15 protein-coding genes and 4 pseudogenes are annotated in these 18425 nt (G+C 54.0%); 10 read left to right on the top strand and 9 right to left on the bottom strand.

Annotated features, from left to right (window positions below; translation table 11 throughout):
* The first annotated feature begins 112 nt into the window (after positions 1–112).
* From H6973_19175 to brxL, 4 genes and pseudogenes are all read left to right on the top strand, one after another.
* Entirely contained in the window at positions 113–370 is a 258-nt protein-coding gene (locus H6973_19175) for a type II toxin-antitoxin system prevent-host-death family antitoxin (protein ID MCP5127657.1), read from the top strand.
* On the top strand, positions 367–759 hold the full coding sequence (locus H6973_19170; protein MCP5127656.1) for a type II toxin-antitoxin system VapC family toxin: 393 nt from the start codon (positions 367–369) through the stop codon (positions 757–759). The genes H6973_19175 and H6973_19170 overlap by 4 nt, the downstream gene beginning before the upstream one ends.
* Before the next feature lie 4 nt (positions 760–763).
* Positions 764–3361, top strand: a complete 2598-nt coding sequence (locus H6973_19165; protein ID MCP5127655.1) for a PglZ domain-containing protein — start codon at positions 764–766, stop codon at positions 3359–3361.
* 9 nt (positions 3362–3370) lie between these two features.
* Positions 3371–4672: pseudogene (brxL, locus tag H6973_19160) on the top strand (protease Lon-related BREX system protein BrxL).
* Positions 4673–4751: 79 nt separating this feature from the next.
* Here the strand turns inward: brxL and H6973_19155 are convergent.
* The 5 genes and pseudogenes from H6973_19155 to H6973_19135 all read right to left on the bottom strand — a co-directional run bounded on the left by H6973_19155 (position 4752) and on the right by H6973_19135 (position 10983).
* Positions 4752–5432, bottom strand: a complete 681-nt coding sequence (locus tag H6973_19155) for an IS6 family transposase (protein MCP5127654.1) — start codon at positions 5430–5432, stop codon at positions 4752–4754.
* Positions 5433–6291: 859 nt separating this feature from the next.
* Positions 6292–8601, bottom strand: coding sequence for a hypothetical protein (locus H6973_19150; protein MCP5127653.1), 2310 nt, complete (start codon positions 8599–8601; stop codon positions 6292–6294).
* 829 nt (positions 8602–9430) lie between these two features.
* A pseudogene (locus H6973_19145) lies at positions 9431–9811 on the bottom strand (DDE-type integrase/transposase/recombinase).
* 55 nt (positions 9812–9866) lie between these two features.
* Positions 9867–10247 (bottom strand): annotated as a pseudogene (locus H6973_19140) (DDE-type integrase/transposase/recombinase).
* 55 nt (positions 10248–10302) lie between these two features.
* Positions 10303–10983: an IS6 family transposase gene (locus H6973_19135; GenBank protein MCP5127652.1), complete on the bottom strand. Its 681-nt coding sequence runs from the start codon at positions 10981–10983 to the stop codon at positions 10303–10305.
* 370 nt (positions 10984–11353) lie between these two features.
* Between H6973_19135 and H6973_19130 the strand changes: the two genes are divergently transcribed.
* Positions 11354–12043, top strand: a complete 690-nt coding sequence (locus H6973_19130) for an IS630 family transposase (GenBank protein ID MCP5127651.1) — start codon at positions 11354–11356, stop codon at positions 12041–12043.
* A complete protein-coding gene (locus tag H6973_19125) occupies positions 12044–12409 on the top strand; it encodes a transposase (GenBank protein MCP5127650.1) in 366 nt (121 codons plus the stop codon).
* Positions 12410–12599: 190 nt separating this feature from the next.
* Here H6973_19125 and H6973_19120 read toward each other — a convergent pair whose 3' ends face one another.
* Complete coding sequence (locus H6973_19120; protein MCP5127649.1) at positions 12600–13559, bottom strand: transposase family protein; 960 nt, start codon at positions 13557–13559, stop codon at positions 12600–12602.
* Between the two features lie 156 nt (positions 13560–13715).
* Here H6973_19120 and H6973_19115 point away from each other — a divergent pair, with 156 nt between their 5' ends.
* Positions 13716–14051: a transposase gene (locus H6973_19115; GenBank protein MCP5127648.1), complete on the top strand. Its 336-nt coding sequence runs from the start codon at positions 13716–13718 to the stop codon at positions 14049–14051.
* On the opposite strand, the gene H6973_19110 is transcribed toward H6973_19115, so the two are convergent.
* Positions 13941–14288, bottom strand: coding sequence for a hypothetical protein (locus H6973_19110; protein ID MCP5127647.1), 348 nt, complete (start codon positions 14286–14288; stop codon positions 13941–13943). The genes H6973_19115 and H6973_19110 overlap by 111 nt on opposite strands.
* A gap of 74 nt (positions 14289–14362) precedes the next feature.
* On the opposite strand from H6973_19110, the gene H6973_19105 reads away from it, so the two are divergent.
* Entirely contained in the window at positions 14363–15043 is a 681-nt protein-coding gene (locus H6973_19105; GenBank protein ID MCP5127646.1) for an IS6 family transposase, read from the top strand.
* Positions 15044–15141: 98 nt separating this feature from the next.
* Here H6973_19105 and H6973_19100 read toward each other — a convergent pair.
* Positions 15142–16253: pseudogene (locus tag H6973_19100) on the bottom strand (IS630 family transposase).
* Here H6973_19100 and H6973_19095 point away from each other — a divergent pair.
* Together H6973_19095 and H6973_19090 are read left to right on the top strand one after the other, a co-directional pair.
* Complete coding sequence (locus H6973_19095) at positions 16252–17295, top strand: hypothetical protein (protein MCP5127645.1); 1044 nt, start codon at positions 16252–16254, stop codon at positions 17293–17295. The pseudogene H6973_19100 and the gene H6973_19095 overlap by 2 nt on opposite strands.
* Positions 17285–17686: a hypothetical protein gene (locus tag H6973_19090; protein MCP5127644.1), complete on the top strand. Its 402-nt coding sequence runs from the start codon at positions 17285–17287 to the stop codon at positions 17684–17686. The genes H6973_19095 and H6973_19090 overlap by 11 nt, the downstream gene beginning before the upstream one ends.
* Here H6973_19090 and H6973_19085 read toward each other — a convergent pair.
* Positions 17672–18352 (bottom strand): IS6 family transposase, encoded by a 681-nt coding sequence (locus H6973_19085; GenBank protein MCP5127643.1) that lies wholly within the window; start codon positions 18350–18352, stop codon positions 17672–17674. The genes H6973_19090 and H6973_19085 overlap by 15 nt on opposite strands.
* Positions 18353–18425 lie beyond the last annotated feature (73 nt).

The raw sequence follows: 18425 nt of genomic DNA, 5'->3' as shown, positions 1-18425 counted from the left end.
GCTGGCGGCGCAAGCAGTGGCCGAAAACATCCCGCTCGTGAGTACCGATGCGATCTTCGATCAGTACGGGGTTAACCGCCTTTGGAAGTGATCACCGATAGGAACCACAAACATGACCACCATCGCCCTCGAACAAACCCAAACCACGTTGGCAGAACTCATCCACCGCCTGACGCCAGGCGAGGAAGTTATCATTGTTGAGAATGATCGAGCCGTAGCCCGTTTAGTGCTGAATCCCTTACCACCCACCCAGCGAACTGGGCTGAAAAATCAGTGGCCGTGCAAGGCCGGTAGTGCGAAGAACACCCGCCACTGGATGGCGTCGGACTTTGACGCCCCACTGGACGAGTTCAAGGAATACATGGAGTGAGCGATATTCTGCTCGACACCCATGCCTTCTTGTGGTTCGTATGGGATGACCCCCTACTGAGTCCGGTGGCCAAAAACCTGATCGAAGACCCAGCGAACCCTAAATGGGTGAGCGTGGCCTCCTGTTGGGAGATTGCCATCAAAGTTGGACTGAAAAAGCTGGAACTGGGCGAACCGGCGATGACCTTCCTGCCTCGCGAACTGGCGACGAACCATTTCCATCTGTTGGGGATCGAGTTGGCTCATGCGACTTTTGTAGAAACGTTGCCAGCGCATCACAAAGATCCCTTTGACCGACTGTTGATTGCCCAATCCGTGATAAAAAAACTACCACTGATCAGCGCCGACGCCATTTTTGATGAGTATGGCGTGACCCGCTTGTGGAAATGAGCCGATGCCAACAGGAACCGTCACCGGGTATTTATCGCAACTGATCCTCAAGCAGGTCGATGATCAAGGACTGGTGGTCTGGTACGACCCGGAACACGCCTACGGCGCGGCAGTTGCCGAACTCACCCTGCCCAACACCACCGTCGCCGGTTACGACGGCAGCTTTCTCCAGTTGCGCAAAGCAATCGATCCCTTACTCAACGACAGCCAACCGCCCCGGCTGGTCGTCTACGTCCCCCTTGAGCGCGAGAAGACCCACAGCGCCCTGATCGAACTCGATTGCGCCGGGGTCATCATGCAACCCCGGCAACAACCCCCTGCCTGCAATACCCGCCTGTCCGTCGTGGTCCGCAACGCCCTCAAACCGATTCTGGGCGAGGATCAGGTGGCTGAAATCGAACGACAGGTGGAAGCCGGCAAATTGTCGCTGACCGATCTCAATGCGCTGACCGAACAAGGCATCGACCTCTCGACCGGCGTGATCAAGCTGATCTTCGGCACCGCCCACCCGCAAGAAGTCGCCCTGGCCTTTCTACACAGCGACCAGCATGATACAGCGGTTAGCAAGAAGGACGCCCAAAAGGAACTGCGTCACCTGCTGCAAGCGAACTTCGACATCGAACTCCCCACCGCCGAAGCCCTGGCGAACTGGCGCGTGAAGTTAGCGCGGCATGTGCTGCTCACCGACCTGCTGGCTGCGCTCAAGGAGCAAGCGCCTTCATCCCTGGCATCGGTTTCCGTGGCCCACAGCACCGGCGGCATCGACGCTTGTACACGCTTGGCCCGCACCTGGCGCAACGACCGGGACCTGCGGGACTGCTACATGACCGTCGCCCACCAGGTCGAACAGGAACTGGGCCTCGATCAACTGGAACTCCCGGTGGAGTGGCTCACGGAAAATGAAACCTTCCTGTGTGTCGAACGGGCGTTGCTGGCCCAAGTGGAAAACGAACTGACCAAAGCGGCAACCCCGTTGTTGTTGCAACGGGCCGAGTATCGCCGCTCGCGCTTCTGGGCCGATATGATCCCGGCGATTCAGGCGCGCTGGGCGCTGATCTCATCCGCCGCCGAGGTCTTGCTCACCGCCGACCGGGTCGCCAAGGCGTTGAAACAGGCGCCAACCTCAGTCCCGGCCCTCGTCAAAGCCTATGCGGATGATGACGAACCGTGGTGTCTGCTCGACACCCATCATCGGCGCCTGGAAAGCCGCAAATATCACTTCGAGTTCGCCGCCAACCACGATCATCACAGCTTGGAAAAGCTCATCACCAAGGCCGAACAGCGCTACACCGCCGTTGGTTCCGAGTTGGCCAAACACTTCATTACCCACTTTCACCAGGCCCAGCATCCCATCACGGGTTTGCTGAGGCAGCAGGCGATTTTTGAGCAGCAGGTGAAACCGCATCTGAGCGCCGGAAAAGTCGCTTACCTCTGGGTCGATGCGCTGCGCTTCGAGATGGCGCGGGAGTTGGCTCAGTTGCTCACCGATGACTTCACGGTGGCGATTCAACCGGCCCTCGCCGCCCTGCCCACCATTACCGAAATCGGCATGGCCGCGTTACTCCCCAGGGCGCACGAGTCGGCGAAGGTAGTGAGCGTGGGGGGCGGCAAGTTGGCGCTGGAAATCGGCGGCAAGGTCATCAAGGATCGCAAAGATCGCGTGACGTTCCTGAAGGAGCAGGCAGGCGTGCCGGTCTTCGAGGCCAAGCTGGACGACCTGCTCCCCAAGCCCGGCAAGAAGATCAAGGACGGCCTGCAAAACGCCCAATTGATCCTGATCACCTCGCAAGAAATCGACGAACTGGGCGAAGCCGACAACGTGTCACAAGCGCGGTTGCAAATCGATGGCGTACTGAGCCAGTTACGGCGGGGCGTGAGGATACTGGCGGACCATCGCATCACGACCCTTGTGCTCGCGGCCGATCATGGGCACCTGTTTGGCGACGAAATGGGGGAGGAGATGAAGATCGAAAATCCCGGTGGCCAGGTGGAAGACCTGCATCGACGGGTGTGGGTCGGCGTCGGCGGAACATCAGCGTCCTCGTATCTGCGCACCTCGCTGACCGCACTGGGCATGGAGAGCGAATTTGACATTGCGACCCCGTGGACGTTTGCCGTCTTCAAAGCCAAAGGCGGCGGACGCGCCTATTTCCACGGCGGTTTATCCCCGCAAGAACTGATCGTGCCGGTGGTCGTGTTGCATGCGACGGCGAAACCCGCCGTTCAAACGACGGGCATGCAATGGACGCTGACCCCCGGCGCCTCAAAGCTGACCACCCGGTTTTTCTCCGTGCAGATTGCCGGAAGCCAGCGGGAAGCCAGCCTGTTCGGATTCGAGCCGCCCAAGGTGCGAATTGAACTGCGCGCCAACAAGAAATGTGTTTCGCTGCCGGTCAGCGCCTCCTACGGTTTTGAGGATGCCATCGGTGAAGTGAAGCTGAAAATGGCCGACAGCGATCACCAACGCATCGAACCGAATACCGTTACCCTCATGCTGTCCGAGGAGATTGCGCAGAAGACCATCGGCGTCTACCTGCTCGACGCCACCACCGGGGTAGAACTGGCGGCTCCCCTGACTGTGGAGGTCGCCATTTCGCTGTGAGGATCCGTCATGCCTGAATTGGACCGAAAAGCGGCCGCCGTATTTGCGGGCAAGGTCGTCCGTAAAGACTTGGTGCGCAAGGTGAAGGTGGGAGCCAACGTCCCGGTCTTCGTCCTGGAGTATCTGTTGGGCAAATACTGCGCCACTGACGACCCCGTAGCGATTGACGCGGGATTGAAGGTGGTCAATAACACCTTGTCGTCAAACTTCGTGCGACCCGACGAGGCCAACAAAACCCAGTCGCTGCTCAAAGACAAGGGCCAGCACACCCTCATCGACAAAGTGCAAGTCCGCTATGTCTCCGATGACGACAAATACTGGGCGGAACTCAAGAACTTCGGCCACAAGCATGTCCACATCCCTGAACACTTCATGCGGGACTATGACCGCTTGTTAATGGGCGGCATCTGGGCGCAAATGGATCTGAGACACCAATTTGACGAAGAGCAAAAGGGCAAACGCAGTCCGTTCTGGATCGACCGCATCAAGCCCATTCAGTTGGCCACCTTCGATCTTGAAGAGTACCGGGCGTGTCGCAGCGCATTCACTACCGATGAATGGATCGACTTGCTGCTCCGCACCATCGGCATGGAACCCGCGCATTTCGAGCGGCGGGTCAAGTTGCTCTTTCTCGTTCGCCTACTGGCGCTGTGTGAGCAGAACTACAACCTGGTCGAACTCGGCCCCCGTGGCACCGGTAAGAGCTACGGCTATCAGGAACTTTCGCCGTACACCATCCTGCTGACCGGCCCGACCACTGTGGCGAACCTGTTCTACAACATGGCCAGCGGCAAGATGGGGTTGGTGGGGATCTGGGATGCGGTGGCCTTCGATGAAGTGGCCGACCTGCAAAAGATGCCGAAAGAAGTCGTGACCACGCTTAAGACCTACTGCGAGTCCGGCACGTTCGCCCGTGGCAAGGATTCGCTGTCGGGCATGGCGTCCATTGCCCTGTTCGGCAACACCCACCAGCCGGTCGAGGTCATGGTGCGCTCGTCCCACCTGTTCATGCCGATGCCCGACGTGATTCGGGAAGACATGGCCTTCCTCGACCGCATCCACTTCTACATTCCCGGCTGGGAAATCCCGAAGATGCGGGTGGAGTTCTTCACGGATCACTACGGCTTCGTGGTGGATTACCTGGCCGAAGCCTTGCGGGAACTGCGCAAACACAACTTCACCGAGATCATCGACTGCTATTTCTCCCTCGGCTCCCATCTCAATGCCCGTGATGTGAAAGCGGTGCGCAAATCGGTGGCGGGACTGGTCAAGCTGATCTATCCGCACGGTGAAATCACCCAGGACGAGTTACGTGGGTTCTGTTGCGTTAATTTTTTGGTTCTGTTGCGTTAATTTTTTTCGAGCACGATTGGGTAACCCTTGCAGGTTATTAGGCAGCCAGTGAATAAAATTGTCCTGCGGCGGAGAGATTCGTCCCTTCGGCCATGATCATTTGGCCCTTCTTGATCATGTGCAGGAGTTCGATGCCCCGCAGGGTGGTCCGAGCAGAATGAAAGCCTTTGAACCCCAGCATGGGGCGGACGATCCGTTTAACGGCGCGATGATCTTGTTCCACTAAATTATTTAAGTACTTGTTTTGGCGAATCTCAATGGCGGCGCCCGTCTCCTCCTGGAGTGCATCCAGGGCAGCGGTGTTAGCGCCACTCTTATCGATCGTGACTTTGTCCGGAAGACCGTGCTGCCGTATCGCCTTTTTGAGAAAGCGCAGGGCGGCTTTCTTATCGCGATGCGCCGTGAACAGGAAGTCGATCGTCTGGCCGTCTCGATCAACCGCGCGGTAGAGGTACTTCCACTGGCCTTTGACCTTAATGTAGGTCTCATCCATCCGCCAACTTGTGCCCACCGGGCGCTTTTGTCCTTTGCGGAAAGCCGCTTCCAACTGCGGCGTAAACTTCTGGACCCAGCGGTAGACGCTGGAATGATCCACGTCGACACCCCGCTCCGCCAGCATCTCTTCCAGGTTCCGATAGCTCAACGGATAGGCGAGGTACCAACGGACACTCGTTAGGATGATGTCTCGTTCAAAGCGGTGGCCTCTAAAATCGATCATGCGGGTTCTCAAGTCAGGACAGGGGCCGTGTAGCTTACCGAAATCCGACCCTATCAGCTAACGCAACAGAACCCTTTACAGTACTTCCGCCAGGATCTCGAAGCATCGGTCACAGGGACCCTTGGTCATCTCAAGCAAGTCGCCGACGCCACAGCGCACGCCGTCTTGGAAAACGCCAAACGCGAGTTTCAGCGTGACTTCCCGCCAATCCTTAGAGAGATCGCGCGAAACATTCCGTCGCCAACCACGAAACCAGACTTGGGGCGCCGGAAAAAACGCTTTCTCAGTATTGGCGTCGTTGCGACCTTATTTTTACTGGGCCTTCTGGGACTATCGTGGCTGGCTTACGATCATGGTTGGCGATCAGGATATCGGGTCGCCTGGAGCCAACTCCAGAGTGATCAACCCAAAACGCCTCCTTGACTGGCATTAGGGATAGCGTGTCTTATATGGATAATGACTCAATAATAATTTAATAATCATTAGGTTATGATAAATCATATCCATCACTAAGAATGCATCCTGATTTTTGGATTGCGACAGTTGCGATAGTTGCGACACTTATCCGGAGAAATCCCTATAGAGAACCCCCTATGGGGACTTTCCGGAACTACTATCGCAACTGTCGCAACTGTCGCCATTGTTGGTGGGAAGACCAAAAAAAAACCCGCAGCAAACGGCGGGATATTCTGAGCAACTTTCATGGATTCATCCAAGGTGGGTAATAATTAAATAATCATTTAATTATTAATTAGTTGTGATCATTCGTATCTATCACTAAGAATGCATCCTGATTTTTGGATTGCGACAGTTGCGATAGTTGCGACACTTATCCGGAGAAATCCCTATAGAAAACCCCCTATGGGGACTTTTCGGAACTACTATCGCAACTGTCGCCATTATTGATAGAGGATTTAGGCAGTAGACCGATGCCAATACGTCTCACTCTGTGGCTTCCTTCCTTATTAAAACCTTTTGATGTCAAATAATTACCTAGCTTTGTTTGGCTTTGCTCCCTAACGCCAGCGTTTGCGCACCATGCCCTGTAGGCATTCCATAAATCATTCGCCCACACTTCAGCGTTCTTATGCACAACGCAGCACTCGCAGATAAAGGGGCCAAACACATCCATTTCGTCACGATAAGCCTGCGTCGCCGCCTGAACCTTGCTCGGGGGTTGCAGTCCGTGGCGTTGCCAGTCCAGGCAGCCCTGGATCGCCCAATTCAGGATGCCGGAAAGTTCCACTTCCAGTTGATCGGGGAGGTTGAGGTCTTCGCGGCCTTTAAAACTCACCTCGAAGGGCACCAGGCGCACGCGCGACCAGATGGCGTCATCGGTGCCACGGATTTCCGGCTTGTGGTTGCCGTACATCCACGGCTTGAACTGCGGTTTGAAGGTGAAGGCTTCCTGATAGAGACGGCGTCCTTCAATGGTGTCGCCGCCGGTGATGTCCTTGATTAATTGCTCATTGAGCCGGTGTTCTTCATCCACCTCACTGGTGCAAACAAAGCGAGGGCCGGCCAGCGTCGCCGCCTTGCGTTGGTTGTCTTCCGGGTTCTTCGATTTCATGAAGGTGTCCGCGCCGACTTTGCGGCCATAGCCATAGCTGGATTCGCCACAGGCGCCGACCAGTTTCATGATGGCCTCGACCAGGGTGGTTTTGCCGTTTTTTCCGGTGTCGCCGTACAGGAAGAACAGGGCGCGTTCCTTAACGACGCCGGTGAGGGACCAGCCGACTGCGCGCTGGATGAAGGCGACCAGGTCAGCATCTCCAGCAAAGACCTCGGACAGGAACCGTTCCCAGGTCGGGCAAATAGCGATGGGATCGTAGGTGACGGGAGCCAGGAAGGTGATGAGATCGGTGGGGTCATGTGGGCGCAGCGCGCCGGTGCGCAGATCCACCGTGCCGTTCTGGACGTTGAACAACCACGGGTCGCGATTGAGATCGCCATATTCGATCAAAAGGGCGTGTTTGGTCAGTTTTAATCCGGCGGCAATGGTCCGTTCGTTCTCGGATTGCACCGCCCATTTCAGCAAGGCTTCCGCTTGGGTCATCAGCGACTTACGCCGGTCTTCATCCGCTTCGTCGGCGGCCCGCCGGGCGAGGGTGGCGGATTCCCGGGCGATGAGGCGTGAGAGTCCGCCGATAAAGCCGGTAGCGATGGAGCCTTCGCCGGTCGGATCCGGACGCCAGAAGCGACCCGTCCACAGAATCCAGCCGAGTCCCAGCGCATAACCGATTTTTCCTTGGTAGTAGTGGCGAATTCGGTGAGCATTCGCCAGATGCGTACAGGGGCTGACGGTGGGGGGACTGTAGACCTCTTCCGCAAGGCGGGTCAGTTCACGGGGCAGGTTCAGCGCCGAGGCAGGATCGATTGGAGAGAGGGGATCCGGTTGTGTGGACAACAGCGGCGCGGTGGCCGCCAACGCCTGGAGTTCATCCAGAGTATGGCCCTGATTTAGCCAGTCGGACACGTCGCCTTTGGCCGGCAACCCCGGCAGTTCCAGAATCCGCACCTCATGCACCTGGCTGCGGAGGGCGTGTGCGATGGTTTGCATGTGCATCCGGCCTGGATCGTCGTGGTCGGGAATCAGGATCACGCGGGCGGCGCCAGCCAGTTGGGTGGTGTATTCCTGGCGCCACTTGGCTTTCTGGTCGGGCTTCGCCGCTCCCTCAATGTTGGTGGTGACGGTCAGGCCACCCGCTGCGAGGCGGTCGCAGTCCTTCTCGCCCTCGACGACGAAGACGGTAGCGCCCTGAGCGATAGCGGAGCGGAGTTCCGGCAAACGATAGAGTACAGCGGGACCGGGGCCGGCTTTGTAGATCCATTTGCCGTCTTCCCCGCGATGGCGAATGCGAAAGTCTTTGGGCGTATATCGGATTTTCTGGCGGACTTCGACGCCGGCGGCATCCCGATAGGCATACGTCGCCACGATCTGCCGCTGGCCAGTGGCCGGTTCCGGGGTCAGGTTGAGAGCGGCGACGATGTGTTCGTAGGGGCAGCCGGCGAAGCAGTGCAGCAATAGCCGGCCGTTCATTTTGACCGACAGGGACGGATTTTTGTCCTCGTGACAAGGGCAGCGGGCTTTATATTCGTCGCCGGATTTCACCGGGCGGTAGCCAGTCACCCGTTCCAAGGCGCTCAGGGCGTCATTGAGCAAACTCATGACCCCCCCCGATGCTGCGAAACCTGGTCGTGGGGAGTGGGCGAATCCGCTGGAACCGCTGACTTGAACCGTGGTTATCGCGGTCGACCGAAGCAGCGGTTTTTGAGGGTCGCGACGAGTATGGCGCAGACGCCACCCGGGCGCTGACCGTACCCTGATTGGGCGGTCTATCAGTATGGACTTTCATGAAATCCCCTTTTTAAAGGCGCACAACCACCCGTGTGGGGTCTTGAAAGTCACTGCCAGTCCGCTATAATCAGAAACAGTAAACGCCTGATTGTCGTCCTAAGCGGATCGATGGACTGCAACTATCAATTATCCCGCACTAGACCCCTGCGCTACCAACGCAGGGGTTTGGTGTTTCTGGGGTGGTAATTGTTGTGTCTCGTGTAGCGTCAAACCTCATGGTGCTATTTGCTCCATTATAACGAGTTAAATTCGTGTTCGCGCCATCGACTCATGTTGAACATGAAAATCAGGTCGATCACCCGTGTATCGACTCATTGCCCGAGTCCTTTCTCCTCTGATTGCGAGTTTCGTTTCCCACTGGGTTGCTGCCTTACAGTTACCAGCTGACATCCATGCCAACGGAATTTCGATGGGTCGCCCTCGCATTTTGGCGCTTTTCACGGAACTTCCTGACTGATCGATCCTATTGCAAACAACCGTCGTTCGACGGTCGGTGCTTGCTTCGTTGCTGGCATTGCGCGCCAACGGCCCCGGTTGAAGACTCCGCAGGGAGATGCAAGGTGTTTTTTAACAGGGTGTCAGCTTGAGGTTCTGTTGCGTTAATTTTTTTCGAGCACGATTGGGTAACCCTTGCAGGTTATTAGGCAGCCAGTGAATAAAATTGTCCTGCGGCGGAGAGATTCGTCCCTTCGGCCATGATCATTTGGCCCTTCTTGATCATGTGCAGGAGTTCGATGCCCCGCAGGGTGGTCCGAGCAGAATGAAAGCCTTTGAACCCCAGCATGGGGCGGACGATCCGTTTAACGGCGCGATGATCTTGTTCCACTAAATTATTTAAGTACTTGTTTTGGCGAATCTCAATGGCGGCGCCCGTCTCCTCCTGGAGTGCATCCAGGGCAGCGGTGTTAGCGCCACTCTTATCGATCGTGACTTTGTCCGGAAGACCGTGCTGCCGTATCGCCTTTTTGAGAAAGCGCAGGGCGGCTTTCTTATCGCGATGCGCCGTGAACAGGAAGTCGATCGGGTTCTGTTGCGTTAATTTTTTTCGAGCACGATTGGGTAACCCTTGCAGGTTATTAGGCAGCCAGTGAATAAAATTGTCCTGCGGCGGAGAGATTCGTCCCTTCGGCCATGATCATTTGGCCCTTCTTGATCATGTGCAGGAGTTCGATGCCCCGCAGGGTGGTCCGAGCAGAATGAAAGCCTTTGAACCCCAGCATGGGGCGGACGATCCGTTTAACGGCGCGATGATCTTGTTCCACTAAATTATTTAAGTACTTGTTTTGGCGAATCTCAATGGCGGCGCCCGTCTCCTCCTGGAGTGCATCCAGGGCAGCGGTGTTAGCGCCACTCTTATCGATCGTGACTTTGTCCGGAAGACCGTGCTGCCGTATCGCCTTTTTGAGAAAGCGCAGGGCGGCTTTCTTATCGCGATGCGCCGTGAACAGGAAGTCGATCGGGTTCTGTTGCGTTAATTTTTTTCGAGCACGATTGGGTAACCCTTGCAGGTTATTAGGCAGCCAGTGAATAAAATTGTCCTGCGGCGGAGAGATTCGTCCCTTCGGCCATGATCATTTGGCCCTTCTTGATCATGTGCAGGAGTTCGATGCCCCGCAGGGTGGTCCGAGCAGAATGAAAGCCTTTGAACCCCAGCATGGGGCGGACGATCCGTTTAACGGCGCGATGATCTTGTTCCACTAAATTATTTAAGTACTTGTTTTGGCGAATCTCAATGGCGGCGCCCGTCTCCTCCTGGAGTGCATCCAGGGCAGCGGTGTTAGCGCCACTCTTATCGATCGTGACTTTGTCCGGAAGACCGTGCTGCCGTATCGCCTTTTTGAGAAAGCGCAGGGCGGCTTTCTTATCGCGATGCGCCGTGAACAGGAAGTCGATCGTCTGGCCGTCTCGATCAACCGCGCGGTAGAGGTACTTCCACTGGCCTTTGACCTTAATGTAGGTCTCATCCATCCGCCAACTTGTGCCCACCGGGCGCTTTTGTCCTTTGCGGAAAGCCGCTTCCAACTGCGGCGTAAACTTCTGGACCCAGCGGTAGACGCTGGAATGATCCACGTCGACACCCCGCTCCGCCAGCATCTCTTCCAGGTTCCGATAGCTCAACGGATAGGCGAGGTACCAACGGACACTCGTTAGGATGATGTCTCGTTCAAAGCGGTGGCCTCTAAAATCGATCATGCGGGTTCTCAAGTCAGGACAGGGGCCGTGTAGCTTACCGAAATCCGACCCTATCAGCTAACGCAACAGAACCATCCTCTTTACTGCGATACATACTGGGGCGCGAGCTGAGCGGAATCGGTCTAATACCGGAGAGCGCATAGGCGCTTGCAGGTGATTAGGCCGATTACCGCTCCAGCGAGTTGATAGGCGGAGCGCGCAGCGCAACGCCTGCAACTCGCGTCGAGCGAAGCTCGGCTCGCGCTCCGCTTATCTTATAGGCTTGCCAACGATTATCCCTACATTATCAACGAACTGAGCGTTAATCAAATTGTCTAATAACTATAGAAGACCTCTTTAGAGACTCTAAATTTATAGAGGAGGTGCGGCAATGAACGCGGAATGGATGTTTGATGCACGTAAAATACCGGATGAAGTGATGAATTACATCCGGCGTATTGCGGTTCGCGCGGTCGAAGAGAAGCATTATGGTCCGGAGCTTGTTGCTGATTTTTTGGGTATCGACCGAACGAGTATTTATGATTGGCTTCGCAACTATCGTTATGAAGGAGAAGAAGCCCTGGATACCCGGAAAGCGCTCGGCGCCACGTGTGTGATGACTCCGGATATTGATCGATGGTTAAAAGAAACGATACTCAATACGACGCCGGCGGATCATGGCTATGATACGGTTTTATGGACTTTAGAGATCATGGTTAATTTATTGAAAGAGTACTTTGGTTTATGGGTATCGGATGCCACGGTTCGTCTGCATTTACATCAATTAGGACTGAGTTGTCAAAAACCTTGTTATCATGCCTTAAACCAGGATCAGGAGGAAGTTAAAAAGTTTATTAATGAAGAATTTAAAGAGATTCAGAAGCGGGCTCAAGAACTTGGAGCGGATATTGCGTTTCAGGATGAGTCATGGGTTCAAGGCCATACGCGTTCTGGACGGACGTGGGGCTTAGTCGGTCATCCGCCTGAAATTAAAGTGAGTGATGACCGGGGTGGGTTTCACATTTTATCGATGGTTACGGCGACGGGCGAGTTAATATTTGAAGTGACCACTCAAAAATGAGTGAGTGGGGTTTTCATTGCCTTTTTAGAGAAGGCATTAGAGGGTCGAGAGCGCCCATTAATTGTCATCACGGACAATGCGTCTTATCATACCTCGAAAGAAGTCAAAGCCTTTCTTGAGACGCATCGAAAACAAATCCGCTTGTTCTTTCTTCCCCCCCACTCGCCAGAGTTAAATCCGGATGAACAGGTTTGGAATGAGATCAAAAATGATCATCTGGAAAAGGAGCCAATTAAAAACCGGGCTGATTTCAGAGCGCGCGTTTATTCTGCTTTGGAAAAGCTAAAAGAATTTAAGGAAAGGGTCAAATCATTTTTTAGGCTCCCTGATACTCAATACGCTAATCCTGAAAAAGCTCCAGCATGATTTTTGTGGGGATAACTATTAGCAAGACAATACGAGTAACCAGAATTTATCAATTCCAGTTTTCACGTCTTGAATTTTCAATTGCCAGTGACTTATCGGGATGTCTTTAACGACGAACGACTTCATATAGTCAAACAGTTTTTTATTAGTTAATATATAATAGACCTGTTCCGAAATATGGTAACATAATTCATTGAACCTCATAGCCATTTCTTAGGTTGCAGAGTCCAGCGACGACCAATATAATTTGATCGCCTATCTTATTAAGGCGGTTTCTAAACCTTATTGTTAGCGCACCAAAGTTCTTTAATTGACCGATGAAATGTTCAATGCCCACACGAACCTGACTGATCAAGCGATTTTCTCTTTTCTGTTTTGGTGTGAGCTTCGGATTTGGATGGGTTTTTGACTTGCGTGGTTTTTTATGGGGAATATGAATAGTCCCGATCTTGGGATAGTCTTTTTCGATCCCTTGATAGCCTAAATCAACCGAAACTTCTACGGATGAAAGCTCCGGTTTTTCAGGGTCTAGTTCTCCTTTTAACATTGCATAGTCATGCTGATGACCCGGAGTCGCCGGGCCGATTACATCGATACCACCGTTGACGGTCGCGATGACTGTGTTTTTGAGGGTATGGGCCTTTCTTTTTCCGCTATAATGACTTTTTTGCCGACGCTTGTTTTTCGGTCGGCGACAGGGTCTTTCCGTCGCATCAATCATAATTTTTCTATTTTTTTCATCAACTTGTTCTTGTTGACTGTCCATTAGTACGATTTTAAGGTGGCGATGAGGTAAGATATGAAGCTCTTTTTCAGCTTGCTTCAAAATCGGGATTAGCTTCATCACGTTCTCTTGGGCTTTTGACGGACTCATATTAAATAAACAACCCAATACATCAAAGGTAGGATAGTTTTTCAGATAAAAAAGCAGAAAGAAAAGTTTTAATTCAGGCGCCGACAAAATCCCCTTGCGCCCCCCGCCCGGATGGCGTCGACGTTGCGCTTGCTGTCGGCGATAACGCCGCCGATTCTCTTCGTTCAAACAATGCGAAAACACGGGAACGAGTTGATCAAATTCTTGTTGAGAAACCCCAGTCAGCGCTCTAAATTGTCGTTCATTGCGCACGCAAATTGATTGAAAGTTTCGCATGACGGCTCTCCTTCATCCTGAGTTTCCTTACTTTAGATATGGGGACTCTTTCCAAAAATTCAATACCTAACCTATTGACGGAAAAATATAATCTTAGAAAACGCTCAGGAAATATGATTATAAGCTATTAAGAATGATAGAAAAAAACTGAACTTATTGGGTGGACTACTCAACAATGAAATCATTGCGCCACTCGCCTATCAATCTTATACGGATACCGAGATATTTAATACTTGGCTTGAGAAATGCTTAATCCCTGCACTTCCAAAGAATTGTATTATCGTGATGGATAATGCCCGTTTTCATAAATCGGAAGAGACGAGAGAAATTATTGAAGACAATGGCCATCAATTGCTATTTTTATCTCCTTATTCACCGGATTTAAATCCTATCGAAAACCACTGGGCACTTCTTAAGGGAAAATTGAGGAAAATTATTGGAAATTTTCAAAGTCTCTTTGATGCGCTGGTTGCGGTTTTCCAAACTATCTAAAAACTGTTTGACTATAGTTCCCACTGGGGGGCCATCCGTGAAATTAAACTCGTCGGTGGCCTGTGTTAGCACCAGCGCAGAGGCCGACAGGGCCGCAGGTGTGAGCAAATACACGTCGGTAGCCTGAATGTCCAGTTTCCGCCCTTTGGTGAAAATCCCTTTGGTGAAAATCGGTAGTCGCTCGGACAGGTCGTTTAACGTCAGCAGTCGTTCGGTCGCACCCGCAAGCGGATGCATGGGTTCTGTTGCGTTAGCTGATAGGGTCGGATTTCGGTAAGCTACACGGCCCCTGTCCTGACTTGAGAACCCGCATGATCGATTTTAGAGGCCACCGCTTTGAACGAGACATCATCCTAACGAGTGTCCGTTGGTACCTCGCCTATCCGTTGAGCTATCGGAACCTGGAAGAGATGCTGGCGGAGCGGGGTGTCGACGTGGATCATTCCAGCGTCTACCGCTGGGTCCAGAAGTTTACGCCGCAGTTGGAAGCGGCTTTCCGCAAAGGACAAAAGCGCCCGGTGGGCACAAGTTGGCGGATGGATGAGACCTACATTAAGGTCAAAGGCCAGTGGAAGTACCTCTACCGCGCGGTTGATCGAGACGGCCAGACGATCGACTTCCTGTTCACGGCGCATCGCGATAAGAAAGCCGCCCTGCGCTTTCTCAAAAAGGCGATACGGCAGCACGGTCTTCCGGACAAAGTCACGATCGATAAGAGTGGCGCTAACACCGCTGCCCTGGATGCACTCCAGGAGGAGACGGGCGCCGCCATTGAGATTCGCCAAAACAAGTACTTAAATAATTTAGTGGAACAAGATCATCGCGCCGTTAAACGGATCGTCCGCCCCATGCTGGGGTTCAAAGGCTTTCATTCTGCTCGGACCACCCTGCGGGGCATCGAACTCCTGCACATGATCAAGAAGGGCCAAATGATCATGGCCGAAGGGACGAATCTCTCCGCCGCAGGACAATTTTATTCACTGGCTGCCTAATAACCTGCAAGGGTTACCCAATCGTGCTCGAAAAAAATTAACGCAACAGAACCAGTTTTGACAGGTTCAGAGGTTTCTAGGTCCACCGGGGTTTCAGAAGATTTCAAGGGAGGATAGAGGCGCTTGAGTTTGACCCGGGCCAAGTCGGTGCCGAACTGCCAGTGGATTTTGGTCTGACGTAGGTTGCGTGGGCCTTGCCAAGCGGCGATTTCCTTCCGCAAAGTTTCGAGGTTCGCAATGCGGCGATTCAAACACTGGCCGGCGAGAACAGCGAACTCACATTCCGCCATATTGAGCCAACTGCCATGCTTGGGGGTGTAATGAAATTCGAGCTTGCGGGTGATCCGGCGGGCTTCCTCTGGAGAAAAGACACTATACAAGGCCGCAGGAGTGTGGGTATTGAGGTTATCCACGACCAACCGGATTCGCTCCGCCTTCGGAAAGTACACATCAACGAGTTGCTGCATTTGCTGGGCAAAATCGCGTTTGGTGCGCTGTTTCGTGACATTAACATGACGCCACCCGCGCAAGGGTTGTACGAATAGAAATAAATTGGCGGTGCCTTCGCGTTTGTATTCACAGTCATAGCGCGCCGGTTGACCCGGGCGGGCGGGTTGAGGACAGCGGGTTTCGCTGGTCAATTGCACCGGACTTTCATCGAAGCACACTTGGGGGTATTGAGGATCATCGGGTTCGGCGTACAGGTCCAACACATCCTCCATATGCCAAACATAATCGGGACTGACACTGGGAATACACCATTCTTGACGTTGCCAGGGTTTGAGGTCGTTTTTTTAAGGATGCGCCGCACACTCTCACGGGAAATGGCTTCGATGGGCCGGAGTTCCATGAAGCGGTCCGCTAACAATTGGAGAGTCCACTGACAACGGCCAGCGGGCGGGGTACTACAGGCCAAGGCGACCAGAAAGGCGGCCTGTTTGCCGGTCAAGGCCGGGGGCAAACCGACTCGTGGCCGCTCGCTTAACGCCGCCAGCAACCCTTCGTCGACAAACCGTTGACGGGTACGATGAACGGTCGAAATCCCCAAGTGAAGGCTTTGGGCAATGGCCTCATCCGTCGCCCCTTCCGCAGCCTGCAGCAACACATGGGCACGGGCAACCTTGCGCGCCGCTGCCTTGCCTTTATGAATGACCTTCAGCAGGTCTTCCCGCTCCTCTTCAGTTAGATCAACCAGATACTTGTGGGCCATGGTGATTCCTCCTGTTGATCTCAACCATAGGGCACCCACCGCTACCTGTCAAAACTTCTGTGTCAGCCCACTAGGCTGTGGACTACTGGCCTTGATTCTGATGACGCTCTCCCTCCCGGCTGACTCCGCCGCGCTATTATTCATCGCCAATAGCGACTCACCCACCCACCGTGAGTTCCTGGCGCAGCTGCGCCAATGGCCCGCTGACGATCGGTTAGACTTCGATACCGTGGAAACCCAGGAAAACCGATTGACCGGATTCATAATCTGGCTTGAATCGGTTACACCAGGACGAAAATCCTCCCCATCACGCACGCGCCCTCATGCTCGGATCGGATCCGGGAGCTTGGCCAATTTATGTCAGCACGTCGACGTTGTGGTAGCGATAGCCGGCGATGCAGCGCGGGAGGCCGATAAACATTGCCCTATTCCCGTGCTGACTGTGTTAACGCCAACCTCGCTGCTTAACCCGCACTTCAATCCCAGCCGAGAATCAGCGCGAACCGCTATCTATCAGGAAGCAGACCCGGTGGCGAACTTACTGATGATTCGGGAGTTACTTCCGAAAGCAAACACAATCGGCGTACTCGTGTCCCCCCAGCAGCGTGCCCGATTACCCCACCTGCGCGCGGAAGCTGATCGGCTGCGGTTTCATTTAGAGGAAATCATCGCTACCAACGATGAAGAAGCGGTCCGGGCGCTACGCAAACGGATCAGCACTCTCGATGCCCTGTTATTACTCCCGGACCTGCAACTGATCAATGCCTGGTCGCTGAAACCGATCCTGTTAATGACCATCCGTCAAGGGGTACCTACCTTTGGCGGCCCTACAGCTGAGTATGTGCGCGCAGGAGTGCTGGCCGCCGTTGTCGCGGATCTGGATCGCCTACCCGCACAGATTATGTCTGTCGCCCAGCGCTTGGCGGACGGCGATAATCCGGCGCCCGCTTATCCAAAGGCAACCCGGGTGGTTATCAATTCAACCGTGGCCGGTGCGTTATCCATCAGCATTCCCTCCACCTGGAACGCCTATGCTGAGTAAGATTTATCATCATCTTTCAATTCGCGGCCAAATTCTGATCGTGGTGATCGCTCCCACCTTGATCATGACATTGATTCTGGTCGTGTTGGCCTACCGGGAGAACATCGCCCAAAGCCATCAAGCGCTGCACCGACAAGGCGCCTTACTGGCTGCCCAGCTTGCTGCAAACCTGGAATATCCGTTGCTGACCGGCGCCACTGAGCAAATTCCAGCAATAATCCAAGCCATGGTGACGCCGGCTGCAGAGGTTCTCGGCACCGAAGTGAAACAAGTCACGGTCATCGACAAGGATCAGCAGATTTTATACGCCGACCCAAGATCGCGGTTCTGTTGCGTTAATTTTTTTCGAGCACGATTGGGTAACCCTTGCAGGTTATTAGGCAGCCAGTGAATAAAATTGTCCTGCGGCGGAGAGATTCGTCCCTTCGGCCATGATCATTTGGCCCTTCTTGATCATGTGCAGGAGTTCGATGCCCCGCAGGGTGGTCCGAGCAGAATGAAAGCCTTTGAACCCCAGCATGGGGCGGACGATCCGTTTAACGGCGCGATGATCTTGTTCCACTAAATTATTTAAGTACTTGTTTTGGCGAATCTCAATGGCGGCGCCCGTCTCCTCCTGGAGTGCATCCAGGGCAGCGGTGTTAGCGCCACTCTTATCGATCGTGACTTTGTCCGGAAGACCGTGCTGCCGTATCGCCTTTTTGAGAAAGCGCAGGGCGGCTTTCTTATCGCGATGCGCCGTGAACAGGAAGTCGATCGTCTGGCCGTCTCGATCAACCGCGCGGTAGAGGTACTTCCACTGGCCTTTGACCTTAATGTAGGTCTCATCCATCCGCCAACTTGTGCCCACCGGGCGCTTTTGTCCTTTGCGGAAAGCCGCTTCCAACTGCGGCGTAAACTTCTGGACCCAGCGGTAGACGCTGGAATGATCCACGTCGACACCCCGCTCCGCCAGCATCTCTTCCAGGTTCCGATAGCTCAACGGATAGGCGAGGTACCAACGGACACTCGTTAGGATGATGTCTCGTTCAAAGCGGTGGCCTCTAAAATCGATCATGCGGGTTCTCAAGTCAGGACAGGGGCCGTGTAGCTTACCGAAATCCGACCCTATCAGCTAACGCAACAGAACC

It is taken from the genome of Gammaproteobacteria bacterium (genome assembly GCA_024235095.1).
In the GTDB taxonomy this organism is placed as follows: Bacteria; Pseudomonadota; Gammaproteobacteria; order Competibacterales; family Competibacteraceae; genus UBA2383.
The sequence above is the reverse complement of the archived record's forward strand: the minus strand, read 5'-3'. Positions and strand labels throughout refer to the sequence as shown.

Coding starts and splice junctions, on each gene's coding strand:
- H6973_19085 (MCP5127643.1), bottom strand. CDS start 18,352: ATGATCGATTTTAGAGGCCACCGCTTTGAACGAGACATCATCCTAACG.
- H6973_19155 (MCP5127654.1), bottom strand. CDS start 5,432: ATGATCGATTTTAGAGGCCACCGCTTTGAACGAGACATCATCCTAACG.
- H6973_19120 (MCP5127649.1), bottom strand. CDS start 13,559: ATGCGAAACTTTCAATCAATTTGCGTGCGCAATGAACGACAATTTAGA.
- H6973_19165 (MCP5127655.1), top strand. CDS start 764: ATGCCAACAGGAACCGTCACCGGGTATTTATCGCAACTGATCCTCAAG.
- H6973_19130 (MCP5127651.1), top strand. CDS start 11,354: ATGAACGCGGAATGGATGTTTGATGCACGTAAAATACCGGATGAAGTG.
- H6973_19090 (MCP5127644.1), top strand. CDS start 17,285: ATGCTGAGTAAGATTTATCATCATCTTTCAATTCGCGGCCAAATTCTG.
- H6973_19110 (MCP5127647.1), bottom strand. CDS start 14,288: ATGCATCCGCTTGCGGGTGCGACCGAACGACTGCTGACGTTAAACGAC.
- H6973_19175 (MCP5127657.1), top strand. CDS start 113: ATGACCACCATCGCCCTCGAACAAACCCAAACCACGTTGGCAGAACTC.
- H6973_19095 (MCP5127645.1), top strand. CDS start 16,252: ATGGTGATTCCTCCTGTTGATCTCAACCATAGGGCACCCACCGCTACC.
- H6973_19105 (MCP5127646.1), top strand. CDS start 14,363: ATGATCGATTTTAGAGGCCACCGCTTTGAACGAGACATCATCCTAACG.
- H6973_19135 (MCP5127652.1), bottom strand. CDS start 10,983: ATGATCGATTTTAGAGGCCACCGCTTTGAACGAGACATCATCCTAACG.
- H6973_19150 (MCP5127653.1), bottom strand. CDS start 8,601: ATGAGTTTGCTCAATGACGCCCTGAGCGCCTTGGAACGGGTGACTGGC.